We start from the raw sequence: 290 nt of genomic DNA, 5'->3' as shown, positions 1-290 counted from the left end.
AATATGTCCCATATACATGACACCGACACGGTCAGAGATATGTTTGACCATGGACAGGTCATGGGCAATGAAGAGATATGTAAGGCCAAGCTCTCTTTGAAGTTTTACGAGAAGATTGACAACCTGTGCCTGAATGGATACGTCAAGAGCGGAAATCGGCTCGTCGCAGACGATAAATTCCGGATCTACCGCAAGTGCTCTTGCGATTCCAATACGTTGTCTCTGCCCACCGGAAAACTCATGCGGAAAACGGGTTGCATGTTCCTTATTCAGTCCGACAAGACGAAGCA

The 290-nt window shown here is 47.2% G+C and carries 1 protein-coding gene; it reads right to left on the bottom strand.

From position 1 onward, the window contains the following. On the bottom strand, positions 1-290 hold a 290-nt coding region (locus HJY11_RS13530; protein ID WP_208076457.1), incomplete at both ends, for an ATP-binding cassette domain-containing protein.

This window comes from Bittarella massiliensis (ex Durand et al. 2017) (genome assembly GCF_017566145.1).
Lineage (GTDB): Bacteria > Bacillota > Clostridia > Oscillospirales > Ruminococcaceae > Bittarella > Bittarella massiliensis_A.
Note: the sequence above shows the minus strand (reverse complement) of the source record. Positions and strands in the feature narration are given on the sequence as shown.